At 43.2% G+C, this 19237-nt stretch carries 15 protein-coding genes and 4 tRNA genes; 9 read left to right on the forward strand and 10 right to left on the reverse strand.

The annotated features are described in order from the left end of the window. Positions 1 to 323: 323 nt before the first annotated feature. The 4 genes from ITG10_RS22245 to ITG10_RS22260 form a co-directional block, all read right to left on the reverse strand. Positions 324 to 1916, reverse strand: coding sequence for an amidohydrolase (locus ITG10_RS22245; RefSeq protein ID WP_017632344.1), 1593 nt, complete (start codon positions 1914 to 1916; stop codon positions 324 to 326). A gap of 191 nt (positions 1917 to 2107) precedes the next feature. Continuing rightward, on the reverse strand, positions 2108 to 3142 hold the full coding sequence (locus ITG10_RS22250) for a hypothetical protein (protein ID WP_241430368.1): 1035 nt from the start codon (positions 3140 to 3142) through the stop codon (positions 2108 to 2110). 84 nt (positions 3143 to 3226) lie between these two features. Then, complete coding sequence (locus tag ITG10_RS22255; RefSeq protein ID WP_017632342.1) at positions 3227 to 3730, reverse strand: MFS transporter; 504 nt, start codon at positions 3728 to 3730, stop codon at positions 3227 to 3229. Positions 3731 to 4176: 446 nt separating this feature from the next. Further along, positions 4177 to 5136: a DUF2860 family protein gene (locus ITG10_RS22260; protein ID WP_017632341.1), complete on the reverse strand. Its 960-nt coding sequence runs from the start codon at positions 5134 to 5136 to the stop codon at positions 4177 to 4179. 364 nt (positions 5137 to 5500) lie between these two features. On the opposite strand from ITG10_RS22260, the gene ITG10_RS22265 reads away from it, so the two are divergent. Together ITG10_RS22265 and ITG10_RS22270 are read left to right on the forward strand one after the other, a co-directional pair. Then, a complete protein-coding gene (locus ITG10_RS22265) occupies positions 5501 to 6886 on the forward strand; it encodes a diguanylate cyclase (protein ID WP_248386883.1) in 1386 nt (461 codons plus the stop codon). A gap of 182 nt (positions 6887 to 7068) precedes the next feature. Further along, positions 7069 to 7953, forward strand: a complete 885-nt coding sequence (locus ITG10_RS22270) for a LysR family transcriptional regulator (protein ID WP_248386885.1) — start codon at positions 7069 to 7071, stop codon at positions 7951 to 7953. 25 nt (positions 7954 to 7978) lie between these two features. On the opposite strand, the gene ITG10_RS22275 is transcribed toward ITG10_RS22270, so the two are convergent. The 6 genes from ITG10_RS22275 to ITG10_RS22300 all read right to left on the reverse strand — a co-directional run bounded on the left by ITG10_RS22275 (position 7979) and on the right by ITG10_RS22300 (position 12934). After that, positions 7979 to 8572 carry a response regulator transcription factor gene (locus tag ITG10_RS22275; protein WP_017632339.1) on the reverse strand — a complete coding sequence of 198 codons (594 nt, stop codon included), beginning with the start codon at positions 8570 to 8572 and terminating at the stop codon, positions 7979 to 7981. A gap of 173 nt (positions 8573 to 8745) precedes the next feature. Continuing rightward, complete coding sequence (locus ITG10_RS22280) at positions 8746 to 10368, reverse strand: response regulator (RefSeq protein WP_248386887.1); 1623 nt, start codon at positions 10366 to 10368, stop codon at positions 8746 to 8748. A gap of 97 nt (positions 10369 to 10465) precedes the next feature. After that, the gene (locus ITG10_RS22285; protein WP_017632338.1) at positions 10466 to 10816 is read right to left on the reverse strand and encodes an Hpt domain-containing protein; all 351 of its coding nucleotides are present in this window, start codon (positions 10814 to 10816) and stop codon (positions 10466 to 10468) included. Between the two features lie 173 nt (positions 10817 to 10989). After that, positions 10990 to 11307: a cytochrome c gene (locus ITG10_RS22290; RefSeq protein ID WP_017632337.1), complete on the reverse strand. Its 318-nt coding sequence runs from the start codon at positions 11305 to 11307 to the stop codon at positions 10990 to 10992. 89 nt (positions 11308 to 11396) lie between these two features. Continuing rightward, positions 11397 to 12401 (reverse strand): low-specificity L-threonine aldolase, encoded by a 1005-nt coding sequence (gene ltaE, locus ITG10_RS22295; protein WP_017632336.1) that lies wholly within the window; start codon positions 12399 to 12401, stop codon positions 11397 to 11399. A 17-nt stretch (positions 12402 to 12418) separates the two neighbouring features. After that, positions 12419 to 12934 (reverse strand): NUDIX hydrolase, encoded by a 516-nt coding sequence (locus ITG10_RS22300; protein ID WP_017632335.1) that lies wholly within the window; start codon positions 12932 to 12934, stop codon positions 12419 to 12421. Between the two features lie 287 nt (positions 12935 to 13221). Between ITG10_RS22300 and ITG10_RS22305 the strand changes: the two genes are divergently transcribed. The 7 genes from ITG10_RS22305 (at position 13222) to ITG10_RS22335 (ending at position 19216) form a co-directional block, all read left to right on the forward strand. Beyond that, positions 13222 to 14877, forward strand: a complete 1656-nt coding sequence (locus ITG10_RS22305) for an ATPase RavA domain-containing protein (protein WP_017632334.1) — start codon at positions 13222 to 13224, stop codon at positions 14875 to 14877. Positions 14878 to 14889: 12 nt separating this feature from the next. Continuing rightward, a complete protein-coding gene (gene viaA / locus ITG10_RS22310) occupies positions 14890 to 16335 on the forward strand; it encodes an ATPase RavA stimulator ViaA (protein WP_132788140.1) in 1446 nt (481 codons plus the stop codon). 198 nt (positions 16336 to 16533) lie between these two features. Further along, positions 16534 to 16607, forward strand: a tRNA-Cys gene (locus ITG10_RS22315). Positions 16608 to 16643: 36 nt separating this feature from the next. After that, positions 16644 to 16719 (forward strand) — tRNA-Gly (locus tag ITG10_RS22320). An 80-nt stretch (positions 16720 to 16799) separates the two neighbouring features. Next, a tRNA-Leu gene (locus tag ITG10_RS22325) sits at positions 16800 to 16886 on the forward strand. Positions 16887 to 16950: 64 nt separating this feature from the next. Next, positions 16951 to 17024: transfer RNA gene (locus tag ITG10_RS22330), tRNA-Cys, on the forward strand. 326 nt (positions 17025 to 17350) lie between these two features. Next, positions 17351 to 19216: a methyl-accepting chemotaxis protein gene (locus tag ITG10_RS22335; RefSeq protein ID WP_017629458.1), complete on the forward strand. Its 1866-nt coding sequence runs from the start codon at positions 17351 to 17353 to the stop codon at positions 19214 to 19216. The last annotated feature ends 21 nt before the right edge of the window (positions 19217 to 19237 follow it).

Here is a 19237-nt window from a genome sequence, read left to right on the forward strand (position 1 = left end):
AATAAATGGTAACAAAAGCCAATAAGAATAAAGGAAATAATCGTTTTAACATGTGTCGATCCTTCTAATATTTACTCTCGGCAGAGTAATAAAAGTATGCGATTAGCGGTATTGACCCATGCTGAAAGTGTAGGGACATCAGGTTAGACGAATACCGATTAACTTAGCGTATAAGCAGAGTTCTTTATGGTTGGCGCTGTTATGTTGTCTTATTTGGTTCAGCGGTGACTCGAGTTGGTATAATTTATTGAGTTCCGCCACTAGTTACGTTAAGCCATAAAGAAAGCCCCTTTGGGGCTTTAAAATGAGTGAATACGACGAGGCTAGGCTTGGTAGGTCACGCTGCCAGCCATAATCGTGGTTCTGACTTGTACTTTGTCGAGTTGGCTCGGTGAGATGTTAAGCGGGTTTCTGTCGATGATCATCATATCTGCGACTTTTCCTGCCTCTAAAGTGCCATGCGTCTCTTCAATTTTGAACTGCTCAGCAGCCCATAAGGTGTAGCCTTTTATTGCTTGCTCCACCGTGATCGCTTCTTCGGCGTTTAACACATCACCTGTATATGTTTCGCGGGTCACCGCTGCTTTAATTGACTGCCATGGTGCCGTCGGGGTTACTGGCGCGTCATTGTGCAATGTTGGGTGTAAGCCATGATCTACTGCAGTCTTGACTTTGAAAGTGTGGTGTAGATCTTCATCTTTAAAATAGTCGTGAATAATCTGACCGCCAGTCCAGTGCAGGTGGCCCATAATGAAACTAGGGCGCGTATTGAGCGCTTTCATGCGTTCAAACTGTGGAGTTTCGGTTAGCGAAAGGTGGTGAGCCAAAGACATGAAGTTACTCACGTCATGACCATTTGCTTCCGCGGTATTACGTGCATGCTCAACTGCATCCAATGCAGCACCGAGTGCTTGTTCGCCGTTCGCATGAAAAACAAAGTCAACACCCAGTTGCGCCGCGGCGCTCGCGGTTTGGTTAAAGATATCTTGTGTCCCCCATAGTGGACGAGGTAGGTGTTTGAATTCTTCGTTTTGATATTCTAACTTGGTTGCTGCATTACCACCTTGTACAGAACCATCTGTAAAGGCTTTTAAAAATCCGATGTGAAACTTATCGGTTTTGTATTCATCACGTTGTGCGATCACTTGAGCGAAATTTGGGTAGTTATTAACTATGCCGCCAACGACACGTACATTAAATTTATCTTCGCGAGATGCCTCTACAAGTGTCCCCAGTGTTTTTGGAGACATGATCATTAAGTCGGACGTCACTGTTATACCTTGACGGGCGTATTCTTGAGATGCAGCTACGACATCTTGTACCTCAGGTGTCGGGAAGGTCCCTTTGTATGCATGCATAACCGCAGCTTGGCCCAAAATCATGCCTGTGAGTTCACCGTTTTCATCTTTGATGTACTCGGAATTTGGTGGTACTTCACTGTCTTTAGTGATATTCAGCTCTTCCATTGCTTTACTGTTCAACCAACCACCATGGCCTTGCATGGTAATAAACATGGGTAGGTCTGGATGAGCAGCATCAATTTCGGCCAAAGAAGGGATTTCTTGCTTTTTAACGTCCCAACCTATACCCATTAACCAGCCATCTTTATTAGGGGTCATTGTACGAAATGCAGCCATCATTTCGTCCTGTTTCTGATATTTAAAAAAGCTCAAGTCGTGCATGGCTTCCATGTTGCCACATAGCAATATATGGCTGTGGTTTTCAATGAAGCTTGGCATTAAAGTTTGGCCGGCGAAGTCATGTAGAGTGGCATTAGGGAATTGTGCTTTTAGGCTTTGCTCTCCACCTACGGCAATAATATGACCGTTTTCTGTGACGACAGATTCGACCGTTGGGTTGTTGTCATTCATTGTAAGGATAGAGCCGCCAAAATAGAGAGTTTGATTGTGATTCATAGTCGATACCTGTGCATTTGATGAAGAGTGTGAAGACGTATTGGTTTCGCTGCTAAACAGCTTTCTAAATAATTTTGAGAACATGATTTTTGTCTCGCTATGTGTTGCCGATGGAAGGCCACTTCTGACAAGCGTGACCTTCAATATAGGCTTAGTTTGTAATAGGTTTATGGGGTTATTTACTAATAGCTTTATGAGGTGCTCTTGTTTTGCATCAAAGAGCGACGTGGCAATCCTCGACAGATAACCAATCCCGAAGCGACAATCAGCATCAGAGCGAGCATGGTTTTTATCGCTGAGCTGTGACGTGCTTCTGCGTTGATTGCAAGAATGATATTTTGCTCTTCAACGTTTGAAGTGATGTCGGTGATCAGTAATTGGAAGTCTTCATTGCTCGTGAAAGGAAGCGCTGGGATATTGAGAACCGCTTCTTTGGTTTGAACTGATAACGCTTCATGAGAATTGACGTCACTCTTTAGGTTGCCAGTTAATGAGAACATTAATACCGAACCAAGAACTGCGACACCAAAGGCTTGGCCAACATTACGTGACGTTGCTTGGATACCACCGGATTGCTCTGCATCGCGTTGTTCCAGTGCAGACGTTACCGTGATTGATGCTTGAGTCATGAGTACACCCACACCGAAACCAAAGATCGCCAAACCGACATGTTGAAGTGCATTCACACCTTCTTCTGTAATGCCACATGTAGCGATGATCAACCCGATAAATGAGATAGAGAAACCAGTTAGACAAACGGTTCTGACTGTTAGATTAGCCATTTTAGCTGGAGCGATAGCCGTACCTAAGATCATACCGACGGCAAACATTGTCATGAGCAAACCAGCGGCCATTGCACTTGCGCCGCCAACAACTTGTACATAAGCGATGTTGATGAACAAAGATCCGAACATTAGGAACACGATGGCACATAGGTACAAGCCAATAAGTACTTGTTTGTTTTTGATAAATGCAGATGGAATCAAAGCGGTGCCATGTTTCGCTTCGAAACTCGCTTCCCATTTTAGAAGAATGAACAGTGTTGCTAAGCCGAAAAATACAAGCGGTAGTGCAGGGGAAACACCCATGAAAGAGACATCAGATATTGGCGCAACAAGCCCCCAATCTGAAATCTTCAGTAGGCCGACAATCGTTGCAAGCAAACCCACAGAAGATAGCAATACACCGACAATATCGAACTTTCCTTCGAACTTAGCTTTTGGCATCGCTTCAAGCTTAAATGTCGCAAGGAACACTAAAATGAAGTACGCCGTTACGCCGAAGAAAGAAATGGTAAAGCCAAACTTATCCTAAGCTGCGCCCATTGCTAGTGGAACGACAGCAGTCGCGACACCAACAGCGCCCGCGATACCCGCAAAGGCGATGGCTTGGTCTTTACCTTGATAAAGCCCTGCAACATGCGCCAATATAGCCGGAACAAGAAATACAGCACCTAGGCCAGCTGCCACTCGTCCACCAAATATGAGAACGTCCATATTTGGTGATAAGGCCGCAATAGTGCCTGAAGCCGCAAGTAATAGAGCGCCCAATCGAAGTTGGCGACCCCACCCTAAGAACAAGCCAGTCAAACCACCGACAATCATGCCTGCACCTGCAATTAAGGGGTACATAGCGTTGGCGAATTGGATTTCAGGCATGGTCGCGCTTAGTTGGGTAATTAATGCTTCGGTTGCAACAACAAAGCCGCTATTGTCGAGCATGGTGCCTAGCTGGGCGAGTATAAGGATGCCTAAGCTCAGCCATTTGGCTTTGCCAGCAGTTCCTTTGATTTCAGCGTCAAGAGTTGTACTCATCAGATACCTCGATAATTTATTATTTGAATAGTGTGTCGAACTGATGACTAGTATTGAGGTGGGCGCGGCGAGAACACTAACAACAAAAAATAAAGTGTAATGATTTTCTAAGTTACTGTTTGTATTGAACTATATTGAGTGTGTCATTTTTTGTATTATAGCGTTATTGAGATGATTTTCTGTTTATGAAGGCGTAGATCACAGTTATATCTTGTGTAAAAAACGCATTGTAGGTTGGAGCGATTAAGAAGTGATGAAGGACGAACTTGAGGTACTCAGTAGAATCGATAAATGAGTGAAATGTCATAGTCTCAGGAGCGCTTGTATCACGAGGTAGTGGTGTCGAAGTACAACTGCCATAAGTAAAACAAGCCGTTAACTTTGAAAGCTAACGGCTTGTTTAAAGTGAGTGTGATGTTGCTTAGGCTTGAAGTAGCTAAACTAGGTTAGAAAGCGTAGTTCAGTGACGCTGACAGTAACCATTCACGGTGTGTAAAGAAATCGATATTAGACTCGTTTTTTCGTGTGCCGATAAAGGTCGCGACGCTCCAGTCTTCCCAACTGCCCAGGTCTTTGTACTCGTAGGCGATAAACAACTTGTAGCTGTTATCTGCTCGGCTGCGGTCAAATACTGGATTGTCTGCACGGTAATCGCTGTGCGCATAATTGCCTGTCACTGCTAACGCATAAGTAGAAGAAACAAAAAAGTATGAGGTTTCAACGGCATATCGATTGTGTTGGTTTGCTTTACCTTCAGCATCATGAAAGGTGTAGCTTACTCCGTAGTTGATGCCAGATTGAGGGCTTAACATCGAGAGATATTGGGCTTTGATGAAATAAGCTTTGCTATCACGTTCTAGAAGCTCGTCAGGAACATGATCTTCTTCGACATCCGCGAAGGCATAGGCCATATCCAAAGAAATGTTGGTTTGTGCAAGATTACTCAATTTCATTCGTATCGCCCCTCCATCAACATCGGTCTTTTGCCTAGCTTCGTCCATGTCGTAAGGGTTTGACCAAACTTCACCTGGAATAACGGTTGGTAGGTAGGCCAGATCAAAGGTGGTACCGGAATCCAGTTGTTTTTGATAACCGAACTCGAATGCTAATGTACCGACGGATAAGTCATCACGAGAGGTACCCATATATAAGCGGTGAGCTCGATCTTCGCCAAAATCAAAGTTAACGATACCAAGGGGAAACAACAGGGTTTTATCGCCGTTATCACCGCGGTTAGAATCTTCGCCTAGATTTGGGTTGCCCTCTGTGTAGAGGTTGGAATCAGAATGAGTATAGAGGGTAGCAAAAAGAATCTCGCCACTGAATTGGTCCCACTCTACAGCGTACGCGTTGTTTACTGTCGCTACAGAAATCAGGGAAATTAAAGACAATTTTATCGCGTTCATAACAATCTCAATAGTAGGCTTACTTTAATCGTCCTTGTTGGTGCTTGAGAGCATGCAGTCCTTGAAATCAATGCTTTATACACGTCACCCGGTGTTCTCGAAATCTCACGTTGATATTCATGCGCGTGACGAAACTCAAGGGTATTGGTGTGAATTCATGTGTTGGATGTGCATTATTCATAGATGACGAAGGTAAAGCTAACAACAAAAAGTGACCTTATGATTCAACGTTAATTGTATGAATTTATGAGGTTATTATTTTTTGTCACTTTTGTTTATTGGTAGAGCAGGTGCATAATTTGAGGTGATTTAGCTATTTTTAGATGCTTGAGAAAGAGAAAAAGTGCTAGTAGAGAAGTGAATTATGACGACTAAACGAATCATCAAATTAATGCCAAAATTTAAAGTGGCGACGATCTCACTGACATTTTCTTCAATGTCATTTCTCTTGTTTGTCATCAGTTTTGGCACGGTAGCGATCAACAATGACATCAAAGAGTTTGATTTAAGCACGTTGCAGTTAGATAGACATAAAGACAACTTAGTTCTGCTGGGCTTGTTTACGGAATCTCAGATTAATCAAACGTCAGATGTGGGTAGCCACGACTTCAACAGTGTTGATGAGATTAACTTTGTTGATAGCATTTATCCTCTTGGTGATCCTGAACTGAACAAGGCCGAAATCGCTGTTAGGCATTTAATGCATCAAATTTCGTTATACAAAAATCTCGGTGGTATCGACGATAATTTTGTTTATTTTTATCGTTCTTATTCGGGTTCAAAATACATATTCCCAAACAAGTTTGAGAATTTTACGCCCTCGGAAGCGCATCTTTCACGAGACACTTGTCTTGGAAGTGAGGTGTGTTCGATTACCGCGAAAGAATACCAACTAACGGATAGGGTGATCATATCGCCGCCTCACATTGGGTTGATAAGCCAAAAGGAAATCATTTCGATTGTGACTCCAGTGTATGACGAGGGGAACATCATTGGTGATTACGTGTTGAACGTGAATATAGACCTTTATATAAGCAGTGGTTTAGATGTGGGTTACGAGACGAAGAATAACACCAACAACTTAATAGTAACGTATCCAGGTTACCCGTACTCATACCTCAATTACAGTAAGACGACGGTTGCAGATAACCAGACCACTTATACGTATCGCTATCCATACTCCAAGTTGGTCATTGATTACTTTTGGGTGTTTGTTGTTTTGCTGCTCGCTAGCCTTAACTATCTCTTTTATGTCAATAAGGCCAGGATCGCCAAAGACGAATTAGTGGATGCAAAACACTCGGCGTTAAAAGACGAGCTGACAGGGTTGTACAATCGACGAATTTATAACGAGACATCGTTCAATCAAGCTGTGCAAGGAAAAGCGTGTTCGGTTATCGCCATTGATGGTGACCGAATTAAAAAGATCAACGATAACTTTGGTCACAGTTGGGGGGATGAAGTGATTCAACACATCGCTCACTCAATGAAAGACGTTTTCCGCCGTGATGACTTCTTGATAAGAGTTGGTGGCGATGAATTTATCGTGATTATGCCGAATTGCAGTTTTGAAAATGCTAAGAAAGCTTCAGAGATCCTACAAAGGCAAGTGACAGAGTCTAAAGTCGCTTCATTGGGCTTTGATGTTTCCGTGAGTGTTGGGGTCGCATTCAAAGGTGCGAGTGAGTCACTGGAAAGTGTGCTTCACAAAGCCGATGAAAAGCTATATGAGCAAAAAGCACAGCGCTAATTGGGTGCTTACTTCATCTAACTTATCAATTTGATGCTTCGTTATGTTAGATGAACGTCAGATCTAGCGGCTGGTGGAAAGGATAGCGTCAGCAATGGCTCGCTCCCTTGTATTGACTAAACTTAGATACTAACGTGTACATGTTAGCTAAGTTTATGAATTTACGATGAAGGGTTATTGCTGTGAATAAAGATTTAGATCTCAATCTTCTACGTATCTTGGTGTTGTTGGATAAACACCAACAACTTAAGCCAGTGGCTAAGATTCTGGGCAAGAGCGAGGCATCTATCAGTAAGTACCTTGCTCGCTTAAGAGAACAGCTTGGTGACGAGTTGTTTATTCGACATGCACACCATTTTGAAAGTACCGATTTTCTTAAGAAACAGCTTCCCGTTATTCAGGCTGGATTAGACAGCCTTGAATCTTGTATGGGGACGAGTACTTTTGATCCGCTAACTTATGACAAGCCCATCACTATCTCGATGCCTCAAGTTGCGCAGTATTTTTTGGGCGAACTGATATTGAATGACCTGTTTGAACTGTTTCCTAACGCGCCCATTAGTATCGTTAGCCCAAGTGATCGCCCAATCGAAAGCATCTTAGATGGTAATGTGGACGTGTACATGCACAATTTTAATGAAGAATGTCCTAAGAGTATCTATCAACTACCTGTTGGTTCATTACCAGTCGGCATTGTACTTCCTGATGATATTGAAGCAGACTCGTTAGAAACGGCGTTGTCATTGCCCTTTATTTTCCTCGAGCTAAAAGGTTGGAAGGGCTCTAAGCAAGTGGTACGAATGATTTTAGAGAAGAAAGGATTTGAAATTGAATCTAAGGTCACCGTCGGGGATGTTGGTCTATTACTTGGACTGTTAAAGCGTCGAAGATGCGCCACCATAATGATGAATTTTGGTCGTTCGATTGAAGGCTTTAAATCGATTGAAATACCAGAATCTTACTATGCGACAGGTCGCCCCAAGATCGCAGCTTATATCAAGCAAACCCATCGTAACAACGCGCTACATCGATTGCTCATTGATGTGATGGGGAAGTACTTAAACTAGGCTCACCGACTAGCTAGTTAAGTAATTAAAGTGCATCGTTCAGTTGAACCAGCTCGACGGTTGAATTGGCTCTGTACTTGTTTAGGATACGTGTTTTATAGGTGCTGATAGTCTTAGCACTTAAAGACAGTTTTTCTGAAATAAGCTTGTTCGAGTGTCCTTGAATCAGGTACTGATACACGATCGCTTCTTTATTAGAGAGCTTTGTGTTCTTGCCACTGTTCTTTTGATCTGACTTGAACAACGAATAACCTTTCATAATACTGGATAGGGCGAAGTGAATGGATTCATGGCTTTCGCTCTTACTCAGGAATCCGTTGGCGCCTAATGACTGAGCCGCCTCTGACAAGCTTGAGCTATCTGACGAAGAAACAAACAGCAACTTGCCTTCATAACCGTGTGCTTTGATTATTTTAGCGAGGTTCATACCATCGTTGTTTGCCAAGGTCACATCGAGAACAATCAAATCAATGCTCTGGCTTTTCACTAGCTTTAGAATTCTATCGGTATCTGTGGTTTTATGCAGATCGTCAACCTCTAACGAGTCCATCACCAACTCTGCAAGGGCTTCACGATAAAGCGGTTGTTCATCTATGATTAGAACGTTCTGATTTTTCATAAGTCACCTAAAATATTGCTGTGTGACATCCTGTCTCTTTGAGTTCTAAGATTGTGATAAGCAATAATTCTATGTAAAAACAAAGTAGTTAGGGTGAAAATGACATTTTAATATTTTGAAAATCAGATGCTTTAAGAGGGTTCTAGCTTATTACTCTCCTAAAACTAGCGTCGCTAATAGGTGGCTCGACCTCGGGCTTTATACAAGATTTGATTGTAATTGATACTGTTTAGCTCTTCTTTTGTGTGTAAGTTAACCAATACGTCATTGCACTTGTTAATTTTGATACGAATATCGTGCTTGCCTTCATAGGGCGTGCTCAGCAAAGCTGAAAGCTTGATTATTGCCAAACAGGTCTTTTTTGAGTGTGGCAAAAGGTCGTGAATGTCTAAATAATAATCAAGGTGCTTGTCTTTCGTTAAACGATCTGACGATTTCATTAACACCATCTCTTTGCGGATATTACTCAAGTGCTGCTGTGAGGTCTGTAGACGCTCCTTAAAACCATTAAGCATATGAATTTGGCTACGAATAATACTTGGGTGTTGGTCTTGATTAATGCTGTCTTCCAACCTTTTCACGAACGTCGGCGTTTCGCTCAAGAAAGAGCACTGTTCCAATAAGAAGCACAGGTGGTAGAAGTCATAAAAATGAAAATCGGAAGTATAATTCAACGCTTGTTTTATACTGAGTGTTGCCGTCTTTAGGTCGCCTTTGATCAATGCAATGTGGGCAGAAATCAGTTTGTCCTGAAGAATAAGTTCTGGCGTTTTACCAATATCGCTGAGAGTTGAGTTGTACGAAGCAAGTTGCCTTTCAAAGAGGTTTATTGAGCCACCAAGCGGTTGCTTGTAAAGAAAAGTACGCATGTAGTTAATCTTGGTATAAAACCCACCACGGAACGTATTAATGTTTTTTTCGTAATACCTTTTCATATAGGTGAAGGCGTCTTGATACGCTTCTGCAGCGATAGATAAATTCGCGATCACCAATTCACGGTGCGCCCCTGCATCCAGTAACATCGCTGACTGTTTCAAGTGGTCGATCGCGTTGGGTAGGTCGTCTTCAATCGAATAGATGTTCGACATTTCGTCGTGAAAGTAGGGGTTGTTTTTCTTTGATTTAACTAGGCTGAGTATCTCTTTTGCTTCATCCACTTGGTCTGTTTCAATCAGTGTGCTTGCAAGACCTGTTTTGATCCAATCTAAGTCATCTTCTTCGAGAAGGCTTTCATACTCCTCCTGAGCCTTATTAAATTGTTTACTTTTCAATAAGGCAGAGGCTTTGTATTTTCGGATAAGCTTTGAGTATTCAGGATGAAATGGTTGAAGCTCATCGCACTCGCGTACAACGCCCGAAAAATCGAATTCAGTTAACTTTTCAAAGATTGGTGCAAGGACCAATTTTCGATTGAGGGCTGAAAATATTCGTTTGATAAAGAACTGCTTGTTAAACGGTTTAAGTAGGTAATCGTCAGGGTCAGAGTCCACGATTGAGCGCCCGACGTTGTAATCATTTTCGCCTGTGAGGAACATAAAAACCGTGGTCGACTTTAAGATTCGAGCGTGCTTGAGCTCTTCCAAAAGCTGATAACCAGTCAATTGGGTTTGGAAGTTATAGTCACAGATAATAATATCAAACGCGTTCTGACGGCATTGATGAATCACGTCGAAAGGTTTGTATGCATAAGATATGGACTCAAAGCCGATCTGGCGCAAGATGGTGGTTACACTGCTTGTAACCAGACGAGAGTCGTCTGCAACCAATACCGTATATTTTTTAATATCTTTATTCATTATTTTAACTGTTGACCAAATTTAGCTAATTGTAACAAAACGGAAATAGCGAAAATCGATACTGAGTTAAAATAAGAAAAGTCCTACATTGATTCGATTAATTTCCTACGTTATGAATCTCTAGCCATTCTTCAACTAAATTAACGCTATGTGAAATTAATTTAATAATGTTGAGGTTGGTTTCTTCAATACTATTATTTCTTAATTTCAATGCTGTCTCTTCCGCTTTAATTTGTTGCTCTAGCGAAAAGTGTCCGATTGATGAAAGGCCACCTTTCATTCGGTGTATGACTTGTAAGGTGGTTGTGCCCTCAGGCCTTGCGCTCTTTAGTTGCTCTAGGTCTTCGTTCATTACGCTCACGTAAACCTCCGCAAGGTAAGATCTTTGATCGTCAGGGTAGTTACTTAGCCAATTAATTTCATGACCAATGTTAAGTTTGTTTTCCATGAAAAGGGTTGTTGGTGGGTGATTTATTCATAGTAACGACAGGGTGGTATGAATAAAAATATCACTCACCTATTGGAGTTGGTTAATTCATATACCTAGCAAACGTAGAGAGCTAATTAATTAACATAAAGATGATGGGTTTTATTTGTTCGCTCTCGATATAGAATAGTCCGCTATTTGGACAATGAAGCGTAATAGGCCGCAATATCTTTTATATCTTGTTCAGAAAGTCGGCTTAATTGAGCTTTCATCATGTCAGCGTAGGAGCCTTCACGTTGGTCGTTCTTATACATTTTCATAGCATTGAACAAATAGAGCGGATCTTGCCCTTTAAGGTCTGGGTAGTTTTGATTCGTGTTGTCGCCAGTGACTGAATGGCAAAAAACGCAGCTCGGGGATTTCAGTTTACCAAGTTCTGGATCACCAAAGTCTTCTGCGTGAAGTGTGAAAGAGAGAGCAGCAATGAGTAAAGCTAGGGACTTGTTGTACACGTATATACTCCTGTGAAAACAAAAGTATAAAGCTTCCCCTAAGGGGAAGCTCAAGTATTAATAGCGAGAGATGGGCACTTTATTGAGAGTTACAGCGCTTTTTCCAATTCAGTTAGGAATCGAGAAATGTCTTCTGCGCTAATGTCACGGTGAGTAACAAAGCGCACTGGGTTGCCTGGCGACATAGTAATGCCTTTTTCACCTAATTCTCGTGCGATGCGGTTGATATCAACAGACTCATCTAACTTAGCGAACACGATGTTCGTTTGAATGAAATCAGGGTTAACCGAGAAGCCCTCAAGCTTGCTTAGGCCAATCGCTAGGTTTTTTGCGTTCTCGTGGTCAGCTTTAAGCTGAGTAACGTTCTCAGTCAGCGCCATTTTACCTGCAGCAGCAAGGATGCCAGCTTGACGCATACCGCCACCGACCATTTTGCGTAGTCGACGTGCTTTAGCGATGTACTCTTTACTACCAAGTAGCAAAGAGCCAACTGGAGCACCCAAACCTTTTGATAAACAAATCGTCATCGAGTCGAAGTGTCGTGCGATCTCTTTAACGTGAACGTCTAACGCTACTGCCGCATTGTATACGCGTGCGCCGTCTAAGTGCATTTGCAAACCGTGTTGGTTTACGAACTCACGAGCTTCCGCTAGGTAAGACATTGGCAGTACTTTGCCGTTAATCGTGTTTTCTAGGCTTAAAAGCTTAGTGCGGGCGAAGTGGCTGTCGTCTGGCTTAATAGCAGCAGCAAGCTTTTTGAAATCAAGAGTGCCGTCTGGGTTGTTTTCGATTGGTTGAGGTTGAATCGAACCCAGTACCGCAGCGCCGCCAGCTTCGTATTTGTAGTTGTGCGCTTGTTGGCCACAAAGGTATTCATCACCACGTTCACAGTGTGCCATTAAGCCGAGAAGGTTGGCTTGCGTACCTGAAGAGGTGAACATAGCGGCTTCAAAGCCTGTTTCGTTGGCGGCCCAATGCTCAAGTTCGTTTACTGTTGGGTCGTCACCATATACATCATCACCGACTTCTGCGTTTGCCATTACATCGCGCATAGCTTGTGAGGGTTTAGTTACGGTATCAGAACGAAAGTCCATGTTTCTCTCCTAGAGTGTTATAGGTAGCCGCAGAGTTGGGCTTTACTTAAACAAGCGATAGTTTTTGTATCGGTGATTTGATCGTGTCGTATTTTGTCGTGCAGTTCTTCTAAGCTCAGCTCGATCACTTCTATGACTTCATCTTCGTCACATTCAAAGCGGGTAGTGAGGCTAAGGTCTTTTGCGACGAATAGATGCTGTATCTCATCGCAAAAGCCAGCTAAAGGCGTAACCTGCCCTAAGCTTTGAAAAGAAGTTGCACTGTAACCTGTTTCTTCTTCCAGTTCGCGCTGTGCGCATTCAAGAGGTGTCTCATCAATTTCCATAGTGCCCGCAGGTAACTCTAGAAGCCACTTTTTGAGAGAAGGGCGAAATTGGTTAATGAGAATAATCTTTCCAGACGAAGTGATAGGAAGAATAACGGCCGCGCCAGGGTGGTTGATTGTTGTATGTTTTACCACGACGTTCGTAGGGAGCGTCACGTTCTCTTCTATAAGAGAAATACTTTTCCATTGATGGATAACTTTACTCATGCAGTCTGGCCACATTCCTTGCCAATTTGTCGATAACTGAAGACGTGCACCACCATAACGTCTATGGTGTCGAAAATAAAAGAAAAATTGGGTTTAGTTATCGATTTCGTTTTACGCCATTCGTGATGTTACTCTCATATTTGGAATCTATGATTACATGAAAATTACGACCCTAACCATCTGATATAAATGCAACTCAATAATAAAATACACTTGTAACAAAGTGCTAACAAATGTATAAAAACATATCTACACTCTCAACAGTTAAAAGATTTTCGGAGTAACGCATGAACCCTTCTATTTCCTCACATGCTGACAAAGCGCTACTCTCTGAAAGAATCAATAAATTAGCGCATGCTCTATCCGATGGTGTCTACGAAAGAGAAGACACGATTAAGCTCTGTTTACTGGCGGCTCTCGCCGGCGAAAGTGTATTCCTATTGGGCCCTCCGGGCATCGCAAAAAGTCTTATCGCTAAGCGCCTAATCCAAGCTTTTGACAACAGCAGCTATTTCGAATATTTGATGACACGTTTCTCTACACCAGAGGAAGTGTTTGGCCCGCTAAGTATCCAAGAATTAAAAGACAACGGTCGCTATGTAAGACTGACCGAAGGCTATCTACCAACAGCACAAGTTGTGTTCCTTGATGAGATCTGGAAAGCAGGCCCTGCAATCCTAAACACACTTCTAACTGTGGTTAACGAAAAAACATTCAAGAACGGCAGCGATATCGAACGTGTGCCAATGCGTTTGTTGGTTTCTGCATCTAATGAACTCCCAGACGAAGACAGCGGTCTAGAAGCCCTTTATGACCGTATGCTGGTTCGCGTGTTTGTAAACCGCATTCAAAACAAACAAAACTTCAAATCGATGCTGACCACTGGCACATCTCAAGAAGCTGTGATTCCAAAAGGTTTAGCGATCACGGACATTGAATACCATCAATGGCAGAAAGAGCTCGACAAGTTAGAACTGACCGATAACTCGTTTAACAAGCTGTATGAACTGAAAACCATGCTTGAGGAAACAGTTAAGAAGCAAGGTTCAGCATCAGAGTCTGACTTGTACGTATCGGATAGACGTTGGAAGAAAGCCGTTAAGCTATTGAAGGCGAGTGCTTTCTTTAGCGGTCGAGACAGCGTGAACCCGCTAGATATCATGCTTCTACAAGACTGTTTATGGCACAGCCCAGAATCACGTGATGTGGTTCGTAGCGTGGTTAAAGACTTTGCATTGAACCGTGCGTTCGATCAGCAAGAGTCAAAAGCGCAAATCGAAATGTCTCGTGAAGAGCTTGAAGAAATTCAGGACGACGTTGAATCGACCCTGTCTGTGTCTTTATCGATGGAGTCTACCAGTGGCTTGCTACGTAAAGACGTTTACCAGAACGATATCAAGAACGCGAAGATGTACAGCGTGGGTAGCGCGTACAACTTAGTGAAATTGGTTCTACTGCAAAGCAACATGTCAGTTTCTGAATCTGAGAAAGGCGATAGCCGCTGGGTATACGTAGCCAAAGACGATTTTGATCGTGTTCTGAAAGAAGGGCATGGTGATATTTACGGTTACGTGAACGAAAACAAAAACCTATGTCGTTTGAAGCTGGATCTTGATGCATCGAACCAGTTGGTTATCAAAGATATCGCGAATCGCTCGGTGTTAGTCAGTGTCGTGACAACTGACGGTTTGGACCAAGAGCTTTACAACAAGTGGCTAACTGGCGCAGAGAGAGCGTTAGAGCAACTCACAGAGGCCGAGTTCAAGTTGAAACGAGTGCGTACTGAATTCCATGATGCGTTGCCACATAACTACATTGACCCAGAGCTCCCTAAAGCGATGGAGTCAAGCTTACAAGCGGTTACACAAGACTTGGAAACCACAAAGGTGAAGAGCAGCAAGATCGCGCAGCGCATTAAGTTTATGAGTCAGTACTTCGAGTAAGGGGAGACAAGTATGTTAGGAGCAGACGGCTTAAACCTTGCTTTAATGGTTGCTGACTCAGGCATCATAGATACAGCGATGAATGATCTCATCGCTCGTTCTCAGGTCATGATGGCGGCTGAGAACAAAGGCGTGAAAACGTCGGTAAAAAACCACTTGGTGAAATGGCGCGGCAAAGTGAAAAAACGCGTCACTAAAGTGTGTGAAACTGACCGATTCCAAGAAGAAATCGCACTTTACCAAGAAGTCATTCACTGGGATGAACCCCAGTTTTTTGATGAGATTGACAGTGTCATCAAAAAATTGGAGTGGCACTCAGCGTTTTACCTTCAAGCCAGACGCCTGATGGAGCACAACAAGGGCGTTTATAATGCGATGTTCCCGCACTATTTCTGCGATCAGTGGTATCAATCACTGTCTGACGCAATCAAGCAAGCGCAAGTTACCGAACTTGAAACCAGCAAAGAGAAAGTCTTAGCCGATCTATACCAACGCATGGAAACCATGAAAAACATGGATAAAGTGACCGAATCTGGTGATGAAGGCAGCGTAGGGCGCTTGTGGGATATGGCATCGGCTAAGTTAAGTAAAACTGACTTAACCGTAATGAAACGTCATGCTGAATTCTTGAATAAGCATAAAGGCCTACAAGAGATCGCTGAAAAACTTGGCCGTATGGCTGGTGAGGAAGATGATCCTTCGCTACATAAAGCTCCTGTAGAAGAACTGCAGATGGTGGAAGAGAAAAGCGATGAAGCGGTTGATGACATTGTAGGGATTCACGAGAGTGATGACCTCAATAAGATGCTTCCAAACGAGACCATGTTTTTAGCTTATCCAGAGCTTGAGGTTATTTTCTATAAGCATTTGGCTGACAAGCGCTTACTCAGCTATCGTTCGCAAGGTAAATCCCGTACGTTACGCAAAGTGAAGGCGCAGAAGCCGGATAGCAAGAACGTTGATATTGAGAAAGGCCCGTTCATCGTTTGTGTGGACGCGTCAGGCTCGATGAGCGGCTTCCCTGAGCAATCTGCCAAAGCAATGGCTTATGCTTTGATGCAAATCGCTCTCGCGGAAGAACGAGACTGCTACGTAATTCTGTTCTCTTCTGAGCAGATCACCTATGAGCTAACACGACAAGATGGCCTACGTGAGGCGAGTGATTTCTTAAGTTACTCATTCCACGGCGGTACGGATTTAGAACCTGTGCTGATGAAGTCGATTGATTTAATGACGGGTGATAAGTACAAAAATGCAGACTTGATTGTGCTTTCTGATTTTATTGCGCCTAAGCAGTCAGACGAGATGATCGCTCAAGTCGAAAAACTGAAAGAACACAAAAACCGTTTCCATGCGGTTAGCTTATCTAAATACGGTAACCCTCAACTCATGACCATGTTTGACCATTGTTGGGCATATCACCCAAGCTTGGTTGGTCGTTTTATGAAAAAGTGGTAACGTCCAAAACCTAAATTGAATTCATTTTGCTGTGTGTTTTTTGATAGAAGAGATCGAACATGCAGCAATTTGATTTAAATGTCAGCAAACGGAATTTAAATTCACTTTTTTGTTTGACTATCTCCTCTCAATCCGTAAAGTAGGCACCCGAACACGGCGGAGCGGCTTACTTAAGTCCCTAAAGTGTTGAATTAAAAAGGCGCCTTGGCAGAGTGGCTATGCAGCGGATTGCAAATCCGTGGACCTCGGTTCGACTCCGGGAGGCGCCTCCATTATCTCTCTAGTTTCTAGAGTTGAATAATGAAAATGCGATACTAGCTCAGTTGGTAGAGCGCAACCTTGCCAAGGTTGAGGTCATCGGTTCGAACCCGATGTATCGCTCCAAATTTTGTAGTGTTGATTAACTTCGACATTAAGATGGTGTTTTACTTTTCAGTAATCGGCATCGCAATAAAGAATTGCGTGCCCTGGTGGTGGAATTGGTAGACACAAGGGATTTAAAATCCCTCGACGTTCGCGTTGTGCCGGTTCAAGTCCGGCCCGGGGCACCATCTATTTGGTTGTTACCTCTCTAGGTAGCATTCAAAAGAGTTGTTCTCTTAAAACGCTATTGAAGGCGCCTTGGCAGAGTGGCTATGCAGCGGATTGCAAATCCGTGGACCTCGGTTCGACTCCGGGAGGCGCCTCCATCATTCAGAAAAACCAGTCCTAGTGGCTGGTTTTTTCGTTTCTGGCTTCCCTGTCTTTGAGTCACTATTTCTTTTTTGAACAACTTGCTTCACCACTTCATTATCTTTTCTATCCTGAGTTATCTTCGATTAAATCTACAATTCATGTGTCGTTGATAAACCGGTAAATAAATAGAAGTCACAATTAAACATAATGCTCAATTTGTTTCATGGTTTTTGGGGATAACCCTAATTAAAACATGACTATGAGTGATAATGTTCCTCTTTATATTTCCTTAATTGTTCTATAAGAGGTTCTTAATATGCAATTTAGTCTAAAGAGAAAGATGGTTTTCTCTGTAGTTTTGGCGATTGCAGTGACATCTGCCATTCTTCTTTTCATGGGTTATAAAACCTTTCAAAACAACAGCTGGCAAGCAATAGAAAGTGAGAGTCGTAACACACTGCATGCACACGCGAAAGGGATCAGTGATTGGTTTCACGATAAGAAACAAGCAGTGCATGGCTTAAAGCAACAAGTGCAGCTAAACCCTTCCTTAGATATCGTACCTCATTTGCGTCAAACTCTTGTATCTGGTGGCTTTGGGTTAAGTTATTACGGTAATAAAGAGGGGGAAATGTTCCGTCATGACCCTTCGCTTAATAAAGCGGGCTATGACCCAAGAGTCCGAGGTTGGTACAAAGAGACTTTAGCTCAGAATAAAGCCGTCACTACAAAGCCGTATGTTAGCGTCACAATGCAAGCGTTAGTGGTAACACTTACTGATCCTGTCACGGAGAATGGCTCGATCATCGGTGTTGTTGCATCTAATTTAGCATTAGACAAACTGATCGAGGACGTATTGGCGATTCAGGTTCCGGGTAATGGACGTGCGATTCTCATTGATAAAGAAGGTACGGTCGTTGCTCACCAAAATAAAGAGTTCATTCTCAAACAAGTGACTGAGATTGCGCCTGAACTTAGTGTTTCTGGTTTGAACAGTGCCGCACAAAATCTAACGACGATCTTTACTCAAGTTGATGGTAGTGAACGAGTGCTAATGGCCGAACCTATTAAAGGCACGGACTGGCTACTTGTGATTGAAATGGACAAAGAGGTTTTAGAACAGCCGTTGTTCGACATGTTGATCAGCCAAATTACTACCGGTTTGATTGTCTTGATCGTGATGGCAGCTGCAACGTCTTGGTTTGTTGCTCGACAGCTGGTGGAGTTAGGACGAGTGAGCGAAGCGCTGGCGGATATTGCTGAAGGCGAAGGTGATTTAACGCAGCGCCTTCAAGTCTCAAGCAAAGACGAAGTAGGGCAACTCGCTGATAAGTTTAATGTGTTCGTAGACCGACTTCATGGAATGATGACGAACGTGACACAAGTTTCAACTGCAATGAACAATGGTGCAGAGCACGCTAATAGCAGCGCGTTGAAGCGAAGTGATAGCGTTAGCAGGCAGCAAGACGAAATAACCATGGTAGCAACCGCTGTGACAGAAATGGCGACAGCGACCTCTGAAATTGCCGCTAACGCTGATAACACAGCCAAAAGCGCGACTCACTCGGTTGAATTGAGCGAGCAAGGCTTCCAGCAGATGGCAAAAAGCCAATCATCAATTAATGAACTAGCAACCGAGCTTACAAGTGCTGTGTCTATCATTAGTGAGTTGGAAGAACACGGTCAGCAAATTGCCTCTATCTTAGCGACAATACGTGAAATAGCTGAGCAAACTAACTTGTTAGCGCTTAATGCAGCGATTGAAGCCGCTAGGGCTGGCGAACAAGGTCGTGGCTTTGCTGTGGTCGCTGATGAGGTTCGAGTGCTGTCTCAACGAACTCATGCTTCAACAGAAGAGATCGAAGACAAAATCAAGCGATTGCAACAAGCGACCAATGGTGCGGTGAAAGTAATGACACAAAGCCATGATATGGCTAAGACAAGCGTGCACGATGTAGACATGGCGGGAGAGAGTTTGGCTCAAATCCGTGAGGCAATTCAGATGATAAGCGATATGGCGACTCAGATCGCTTCTGCTGCTGAAGAGCAATCACTGGTTACTGCGGAAATTAATGCCAATACTGAGTCTGTACGTGAAGTGAGTGATGTTATGGCACTTGATGCCACTGACGCTGTTTCGCAAGCGGATCAGCTCAGCCACTTAGCCAGCGATTTGAAGCAAGAGTTGTCACGATTCAAGCTTTAATAGATAAACAAACACCAACAT

The sequence above is a fragment of the Vibrio sp. ED004 genome (assembly GCF_023206395.1).
GTDB lineage: Bacteria > Pseudomonadota > Gammaproteobacteria > Enterobacterales > Vibrionaceae > Vibrio.